The 8,044-nt window shown below is 61.7% G+C and carries 9 protein-coding genes; 8 read left to right on the top strand and 1 reads right to left on the bottom strand.

The features are described 5' to 3' along the window. The 3 genes from AAFM15_RS09090 to AAFM15_RS09080 all read left to right on the top strand — a co-directional run. Nucleotides 1-1,495 (top strand): EF-Tu/IF-2/RF-3 family GTPase (locus tag AAFM15_RS09090; protein WP_341686401.1); only part of this gene is annotated, 1,495 nt, incomplete at its 5' end. 14 nt (nucleotides 1,496-1,509) lie between these two features. Continuing rightward, complete coding sequence (locus AAFM15_RS09085) at nucleotides 1,510-2,394, top strand: DMT family transporter (protein WP_341686400.1); 885 nt, start codon at nucleotides 1,510-1,512, stop codon at nucleotides 2,392-2,394. Next, nucleotides 2,387-3,469, top strand: coding sequence for an enoyl-CoA hydratase/isomerase family protein (locus tag AAFM15_RS09080; protein WP_341686399.1), 1,083 nt, complete (start codon nucleotides 2,387-2,389; stop codon nucleotides 3,467-3,469). Before AAFM15_RS09085 ends, AAFM15_RS09080 begins: the two co-directional genes overlap by 8 nt. Here AAFM15_RS09080 and smpB read toward each other — a convergent pair whose 3' ends face one another. Then, nucleotides 3,470-3,952 carry an SsrA-binding protein SmpB gene (gene smpB, locus AAFM15_RS09075; protein WP_341686398.1) on the bottom strand — a complete coding sequence of 161 codons (483 nt, stop codon included), beginning with the start codon at nucleotides 3,950-3,952 and terminating at the stop codon, nucleotides 3,470-3,472. Nucleotides 3,953-4,008: 56 nt separating this feature from the next. On the opposite strand from smpB, the gene AAFM15_RS09070 reads away from it, so the two are divergent. The 5 genes from AAFM15_RS09070 to guaA all read left to right on the top strand — a co-directional run. Continuing rightward, a complete protein-coding gene (locus tag AAFM15_RS09070) occupies nucleotides 4,009-4,452 on the top strand; it encodes a type II toxin-antitoxin system RatA family toxin (RefSeq protein ID WP_341686397.1) in 444 nt (147 codons plus the stop codon). Then, a complete protein-coding gene (locus tag AAFM15_RS09065) occupies nucleotides 4,449-4,802 on the top strand; it encodes an RnfH family protein (RefSeq protein ID WP_341686396.1) in 354 nt (117 codons plus the stop codon). The genes AAFM15_RS09070 and AAFM15_RS09065 overlap by 4 nt, the downstream gene beginning before the upstream one ends. A 2-nt stretch (nucleotides 4,803-4,804) precedes the next feature. Further along, a complete protein-coding gene (locus AAFM15_RS09060) occupies nucleotides 4,805-5,713 on the top strand; it encodes a class I SAM-dependent methyltransferase (protein WP_341686395.1) in 909 nt (302 codons plus the stop codon). 53 nt (nucleotides 5,714-5,766) lie between these two features. Further along, nucleotides 5,767-7,236, top strand: coding sequence for an IMP dehydrogenase (gene guaB, locus AAFM15_RS09055; protein WP_341686394.1), 1,470 nt, complete (start codon nucleotides 5,767-5,769; stop codon nucleotides 7,234-7,236). A 70-nt stretch (nucleotides 7,237-7,306) separates the two neighbouring features. Next, nucleotides 7,307-8,044: glutamine-hydrolyzing GMP synthase (guaA, locus tag AAFM15_RS09050; protein WP_371833100.1), on the top strand; the 738-nt coding region annotated here is incomplete at its 3' end.

Here is an 8,044-nt window from a genome sequence, read left to right as displayed (position 1 = left end):
GACCAAGAAGGCCCTGGCCCTCGGTCTGAAGCCCATCGTGGTGGTCAACAAGGTGGACAAGCCCGGTGCCAACTGCGACAAGGTCGTCAACGCCGCCTTCGACCTGTTCGACAAACTGGGCGCGACCGACGAGCAGCTGGACTTCCCGGTGGTGTATGCCTCGGGCATCAACGGCTGGACCTCGCTGGAAGAGGGCCCACCAGGCGAGCAGTGGGGCCCCGACATGTCGGCCCTGTTCAACACCGTGCTCAAGCACGTGCCGCCCAACAGTGGCAACCCCGACGCGCCTTTGCAGCTGCAGATCTCGGCCCTCGATTTCTCCACCTTTGTGGGCCGTATTGGCGTAGGCCGCATCAGCCAGGGCAAGATCAAGCCTGGCATGGACGTGCTGGTGATGGAAGGCCCGGATGGCAAGAGCACCAAAGGCCGCATCAACCAGGTGCTGACGTTCCAGGGCCTGGACCGCATGCAGACGCCCGAAGCCGGCCCCGGCGACATCGTGCTGATCAACGGCATTGAAGACATCGGCATTGGCGTGACGGTGACCGATCCGGCCAACCCCGCACCGCTGCCCATGCTCAAGGTGGACGAGCCCACCCTGACCATGAACTTCTGCGTGAACACCTCACCCCTGGCTGGTCGTGAAGGCAAGTATGTGACCAGCCGTCAGATCTGGGACCGTCTGCAAAAGGAACTGCAGCACAACGTGGCCCTGCGTGTGAAGGAAACTTCAGAGGACGGCATTTTTGAAGTGTCTGGTCGTGGTGAATTGCACCTGACCATCTTGCTGGAAAACATGCGCCGCGAAGGCTACGAGCTGGCCGTGTCCAAGCCCCGCGTACTGTTCCGCGACATCAACGGCGTCCGCCATGAGCCTATCGAGCTGGTGACGGCTGACATTGAAGAAGGCCACCAGGGCGGCGTGATGCAGGCCCTGGGCGAGCGCAAGGGCGAGCTGGTCAACATGGAGCCGGACGGCCGTGGCCGAGTGCGCCTGGAATACCGCATCCCGGCGCGTGGCCTGATCGGTTTCTCCAACGAATTCCTGAACTTGACCCGTGGTTCCGGCCTGATTTCCAACATCTTCGACAGCTACGAGCCGCACAAGGGCGACATTGGTGGCCGCAAGAACGGCGTGCTGATCTCCATGGACGACGGTGAAATCTTCACCTACGCCCTGGGCAAGCTTGACGATCGTGGCCGCATGTTCGTCAAGCCCAACGACCCGGTGTATGAGGGCATGATCGTCGGCATCCACAGCCGCGACAACGACCTGGTGGTCAACGCCACCCGTACCAAGCAGCTGACCAACTTCCGCGTGTCCGGCAAGGAAGACGCGATCAAGATCACGCCCCCGATCGACCTCACGCTGGAATACGGCGTCGAATTCATCGAGGACGACGAGCTGGTCGAAATCACGCCCAAGAGCGTGCGTCTGCGCAAGCGTTTCCTCAAGGAACACGACCGCAAGCGCGCTTCGCGCGAAAACGCCTGATCGAGGTCTTGGCCATGACACTCCGACATGGTCAAGCGGTCTTGCTGATGGTATTGACCACCGCCATGTGGTCGATTGCTGGCGTGGTCTCGCGCCAGCTGCAGCAGGCGCAAAGCTTTGAAGTCACCTTCTGGCGCAGCTTCTTCACGGTGCTGTCGCTGGTGGTCATCCTGCCGCTGTGGCAGGGCAGGGGCGTGTGGCGCCGATTGCCCTGGCGCAATGCTTATTTCTGGGTCTCTGGCTTGTGCTGGAGCATCATGTTCACCGCCTTCATGCTGGGCATGACGCTCACTGGCGTGGCCAATGTGCTCATCACCATGGCACTGGGGCCCTTGCTCACGGCCTTGCTCAGTCGCCTGGTGCTGGGCCATAAGTTGCCCGCGCGTACCTGGTCCGCGATTGCGGCGGCAGGCGCAGGCATTGTCTGGATGTATGGCCGCGAGATGATGGCTGCCGAAGGCGACTACATTGCTGGCATGCTGGTGGCGCTGTGCGTGCCGATGGCCGCTGCTGTGCAGTGGACAGCCATGCAAAAAGCGCACAGCAAAGGCATCGACATTGATCTGGTGCCATCGGTTTTGCTGGGTGCTGTGCTCTCCAGTCTTTACACCCTGCTACCGGCACAACCCATGCAAGCCAGTACCAGCGATCTGATGTGGCTCGCGACACTGGGTTTGTTCCAATTGGCTGTGCCCTGTGTGCTGGCCGTGATGTGCGCCCGCGCGCTCAAGGCGCCCGAAATGGCCTTGCTGGGTTTGCTGGAAGTGATTTTTGGCATCCTCCTGGCCTGGGTAGGCGCTGATGAAGCTCCTAGCGCCAGTGTGCTGCAAGGTGGCACGCTGGTGATTGGGGCTTTGGTGTTCAACGAATGGTTGGGATGGAGACAACGACGTGTCTGAAGTCATCGCAGAAATTCGCGGCCGCGTGGGCTGCATCACCCTCAATCGCCCTAAGGCGCTCAACGCCTTGTCCTTGCCCATGGTCCGCGACCTCACGGTTGCACTGCAACGTTGGCAAGATGACCCGCAGGTGCTGGCCGTGGCCGTGCGTGGCACAGGCAAGGAAGGCCCGTTTGGTGCCTTTTGCGCGGGCGGGGATATCCGGTTTTTTCACCAGGCGGCGCACGCTGGCGACACTGCGCTGGGTGATTTTTTCACCGAGGAATACGCGCTCAACCACCTGATTCACACCTACGCCAAGCCCTACATTGCCTTCATGGACGGCATCGTCATGGGCGGCGGCATGGGCATCAGCCAGGGCGCGAGCGTGCGCGTGGTGACCGAGCGCACCAAGATGGCCATGCCCGAGACGAACATTGGTCTCTTCCCGGACGTGGGCGGTGGTTTCTTTTTGAGCCGCTGCCCCGGCAAGCTGGGCGAATACCTGGGTCTGACGGGCCTGATGCTCAGCGGCCCTCAGGCCGTGGCTGCCAAGCTGGCCGACATGGCTTTGCCGTCCGCCATGCTCGAAACCATCTGGGACAAGCTGGGCAACAGCCCCTTCGAAAACAGCGAAGCCGTTGAACGCTTTGTGCTGGCCCAACCCGGCAGCCTGACCCCGGAAAAACTGCAACCCCAGCCGCAAATCGACACCGTGTTTGGCATGCCCACCGTGCAAGCCATGGTCGATGCGCTTGAAGCCGCCAGTGACGACTGGAGCCAGCACACCGCGAAGACCCTGCGTGCGCGTTCACCCTTGATGCTCAACGTGGTGCTGGAGCAAATTCGCCGCGCCCGCAGCATTGGCCTGGCTGAAGACCTGCGCATGGAGCGCGACATGGTGCATCACTGCTTTCATTTGCGCTCGGTGCACGACAGCGACACCGTGGAAGGCATTCGCGCTCTGGCGGTGGACAAAGACCACAGCCCGAACTGGAAACCTGCAAAGGTGGAAGAGGTGGATGCGGCGGAGGTGGCGCGGTTTTTTGTCAGCCCCTGGCCTTCAGACCACCACCCGCTGCGGCACCTGGCCTGATCAGCGGTTGCGCGACTTCATCGCGCGTTCGACCTCGCGCTTGCCTTCGCGGTCTTTGATGGTGTCGCGCTTGTCGTGCTCGGCCTTGCCTTTGGCCAGGGCCACTTCGCACTTCACGCGGCCATTTTTCCAGTGCAGGTTGATGGGCACCAGGGTGTAGCCCTTTTGCTCGACCTTGCCAATCAGGCGACGGATCTCGTCCTTGTGCAGCAGCAGCTTGCGGATGCGGGCGGACTCGGGGTTGACGTGGGTGGAGGCTGTTTTGAGCGGGTTGATCAGCAGGCCGATGATGTACATCTCGCCATTCTTGATGACCACATAACCGTCGGTCAGCTGCACCTTGCCGTCGCGAATGGCCTTGACTTCCCAGCCTTCGAGGACCATGCCGGCCTCGTGGCGTTCCTCAAAAAAATAGTTGAACGCCGCTTTTTTGTTCTCGGCGATGACGGGCGATTTGGCAGAAGAAGTTTTTTTAGTGGCCATGCGTTCAATGTAGGGGTGGCCGTCAAATTTACAATCTCAGCCTGAGTCTCGATTGTATGAAGAATATCCACAAGTCCGTTTTGATCTGGTTCAGCCCCGAAGAAATGTTCCGGCTGGTGACCGACGTTGACGCCTATCCGCAGTTTTTGCCCTGGTGTGACCATGCGCGTGTGCTGGAAACCACCGACCAGGGCATGACCGCCGAAGTGGGCATCAAGATGGCCGGGCTCAAACAGTCCTTCACCACCCGCAACACCCATGTGCCGGGGCGCGAGGTGCAGATGGAGCTTATCGATGGCCCGTTTTCCAACTTGAGTGGTGGCTGGACCTTCAGCCCCGTAGGCGACGGAACGCAACGCGCCTGCAAGGTGGAGCTGAACCTGCATTACGGTTTTTCCAGCGCCGCGCTATCCGCAGTGGTGGGGCCGGTGTTCGACAAGATTGCCTCCAGCCTGGTGGACGCCTTCATCAAGCGGGCCGAACAGGTGTACAGCGCATGAGTTCAGTGCTCAACCTGACGGTTTGCTTCAGCCCTGCGCCGCGCGTGGTGCTGGAGTGGCCGATGCAAGTGCCTGCGGGCACAACCGTTCAACAAGCCTGGCTCATGGCAAGCCAGATGCCGCAGTGGCCAGCCGATGTGCCCGCCAGTGTCTGGCAAGGCTGGACACCCGGCCTGTGGAACCACAAATGCACCTGGAAGCAAGCTGTGCGCGAGGGCGACCGGCTGGAGCTTTACCGTGACTTGCGTGTGGACCCCAAAGTGGCACGGCGCGAGCGTTTTTCCAGCCAGGGTAAAAAGCGTGCTGGCCTGTTTGCCAAACGCCGCCCCGGCGCCGCAGCGGGCTACTGACCGTGCAAGCACTTTTGGATGCCTTGGCCCAAGCCCAGGCGCCTGCAGGCCAGGCGCTGCGCGTGTTCCATGGTCGGGGTGGGCGCTTTCCGGGTTGCGAACACCTCAGCCTGGACTGGTATGGCCCGGTCTGGGTCCTGACCAGCTTCAAGCCTTTGCAGGAAGAGGAACTCAACGCCGTGGGCCAGGCCTTGCAGCAACGCCACGACCAGCTGAGCCCCGGCCATGACCTGTGCTGGGTGTACCAGGAGCGCGGCCCTGGTCGACACGACACCCGGCTGATGGCAGGGCAAGTGCCCGAGGAACACATCGTGGCCGAAGGCCCGGCGCGTTACCGGGTGCATGTGCTGCGCGGACAAAACCACGGCCTGTTTCTGGACATGGCCGCGGGCCGTCAGTGGCTGCGCGAACAGGCGCGGGGCCAGAAGGTGCTGAACCTGTTTGCCTACACCTGCGCGTTCTCTGTGGCCGCGCTGCAAGGTGGCGCCACTGAAGTGGTCAACCTGGACATGGCTGCCGGGGCTCTGGCCATCGGGCAGCAAAACCACCGTATCAACGGTCTGGGCGGGGCCCGCTTTCTGGCGCATGACTTGTTCAAGACCTGGGGCAAGGTCAGCCGCATGGGGCCTTACGGTCTGATCGTGGTGGACCCGCCCAGTTTCCAGAAAGGCAGTTTTGTGGCGGACAAAGACTATGCCCGCGTCATTCGCCGCCTGCCCGAGTTGCTGGCCGCGCAGGGCAGGGTGATGCTGTGCCTGAACGCACCTGAAATGGGCGAGGACTTTTTGCGCAGCCATGTGCAGGACCTGGCCCCCGAGCTTGCATTTGTAAAGCGCTTGGCCAACCCGCCGGTTTTTGAGGATGTGGACCCGCAAAAGGCCTTGAAGGTGCTGATTTTTCAGGCCCCCTAAGGCCAGTAGCGCCGGGCGGCAAGGGTACAATCCATTTTTTGGAGCCTTAGCTTATGCGCCTACTCGGTAAAGCCCTTACTTTTGACGACGTTCTCCTCGTCCCCGCTTATTCGCAAGTCCTCCCCAAGGACACTTCTCTTGCAACCCAATTTACCCGGAACATCCGCCTGAACCTGCCCCTGGTGTCTGCCGCCATGGACACGGTGACAGAGGCGCGTTTGGCGATTGCCATCGCGCAGGAAGGTGGTATCGGTATCGTGCACAAAAACCTGACAGCGCAAGAGCAGGCCGCTCAAGTGGCCAAGGTCAAGCGCTACGAAAGTGGCGTGTTGCGCGACCCGGTGGTCATCACCCCCGACACCACGGTGCGTCAGGTGATGCAACTGTCCGATGAACTCGGCGTTTCCGGTTTCCCGGTGGTCGACGCGGGCAAAGTGGTCGGCATTGTCACAGGGCGCGATCTGCGCTTTGAAACCCGCCTGGATCAGCCCGTCAGTGCCATCATGACGCCGCGCGAGCGTCTGGTCACCGTGCCCGAGGGGACCACCCCCGACCAGGCCAAGGCCTTGCTCAATAAGCACAAACTTGAACGCTTGCTGGTGGTGAGTGACGCCTTTGAACTCAAGGGCCTGATCACCGTCAAGGACATCACCAAGCAGCTCAATTTTCCCAACGCTGCCCGTGACGCCGCAGGCCGTCTGCGCGTCGGCGCTGCAGTTGGTGTTGGCGAGGGCACGGAAGAGCGTGTGGAAGCCCTGTCCCGCGCGGGGGTGGATGCCATTGTGGTTGATACTGCTCACGGGCACAGCAAGGGCGTCATCGACCGTGTGCGCTGGGTCAAGCAGAACTATCCTCACATCGAAGTCATTGGCGGCAACATCGCCACCGGCGCGGCTGCGCTGGCCTTGGTTGAAGCTGGAGCGGACGCGGTCAAGGTTGGTATTGGCCCCGGCTCCATCTGCACCACCCGCATCGTGGCAGGTGTCGGCGTGCCGCAAATCATGGCGGTCGACAGCGTGGCCACCGCACTCAAAGGCACCGGCGTGCCCCTGATTGCGGACGGCGGCATTCGCTACAGCGGCGACATTGCCAAGGCGATTGCCGCAGGCGCGGGCACTGTCATGATGGGTGGCATGTTTGCGGGCACGGAAGAGGCACCTGGCGAGATCGTGCTGTTCCAGGGCCGCAGCTACAAGAGCTACCGCGGCATGGGCTCCATTGGCGCCATGCAGCAAGGCAGCGCGGACCGCTACTTCCAGGAAAGCAGCACCGGCAATGCCAACGCCGACAAACTGGTGCCCGAAGGCATCGAAGGTCGCGTGCCCTACAAGGGCTCGGTTGTGTCCATCATCTACCAGATGGCCGGCGGTCTGCGCGCGTCCATGGGCTACTGCGGTTGCGCCAGCATTGCCGAAATGCACGACAAGGCCGAGTTTGTGGAAATTACAGCCGCCGGCATCCGCGAAAGCCACGTGCACGACGTGCAGATCACCAAGGAAGCACCCAACTACCGTGCCGATTAAAATATCGGCATCCTGAACCAAGGCGTCTGGTGTTCCAGACGCCTTTTCAATTTACAGCCCATTGCCTGTCATGCAGCACTCCAAAATCCTGATCCTCGATTTCGGCTCCCAAGTCACCCAGCTGATTGCCCGCCGCGTGCGCGAAGCCCATGTGTTTTGCGAGGTGCACCCCTGCGATGTGAGCAGCGACTGGGTGCGCGAATACGCTGCCGACGGCAATCTCAAGGGCATCATCCTGTCCGGCTCGCACGCCAGCGTGTACGAGGTGGACGACCGTGCGCCCGATGCGGTATTCGAGCTGGGCATTCCGGTGCTGGGTATTTGCTACGGCATGCAGACCATGGCCACCCAGCTGGGCGGCAAGGTTGAAGGCTCCAACACCCGCGAATTCGGCTATGCCGAAGTCCGCGCCCATGGCCATACCGAGCTGCTCAAAGGCATCGAGGATTTCTCCACCCAGGAGGGCCACGGCATGCTCAAGGTCTGGATGAGCCACGGCGACAAGGTCACCGAGCTGCCCCCAGGCTTCAAGACCATGGCCAGCACGCCCAGCTGCCCCATCGCCGGCATGGCCGACGAATCGCGCCGCTACTACGCCGTGCAGTTCCACCCCGAAGTCACGCACACGGTGCAGGGCAGGGCGCTGCTTGAGCGCTTTGTGCTGGGCATCTGCGCAGCCAAGCCCGACTGGATCATGGGCAACTACATCGAAGAAGCCGTAGCCAAAATCCGCGAGCAAGTCGGTGACGAAGAAGTCATCCTGGGCCTGTCTGGTGGTGTCGATTCGTCCGTGGCCGCTGCGCTGATT

Origin of the sequence: Limnohabitans sp. (genome assembly GCF_038134685.1) — a bacterium.
GTDB lineage: Bacteria > Pseudomonadota > Gammaproteobacteria > Burkholderiales > Burkholderiaceae_C > Limnohabitans_A.
This window is presented reverse-complemented; position numbering and strand designations above follow the sequence as displayed.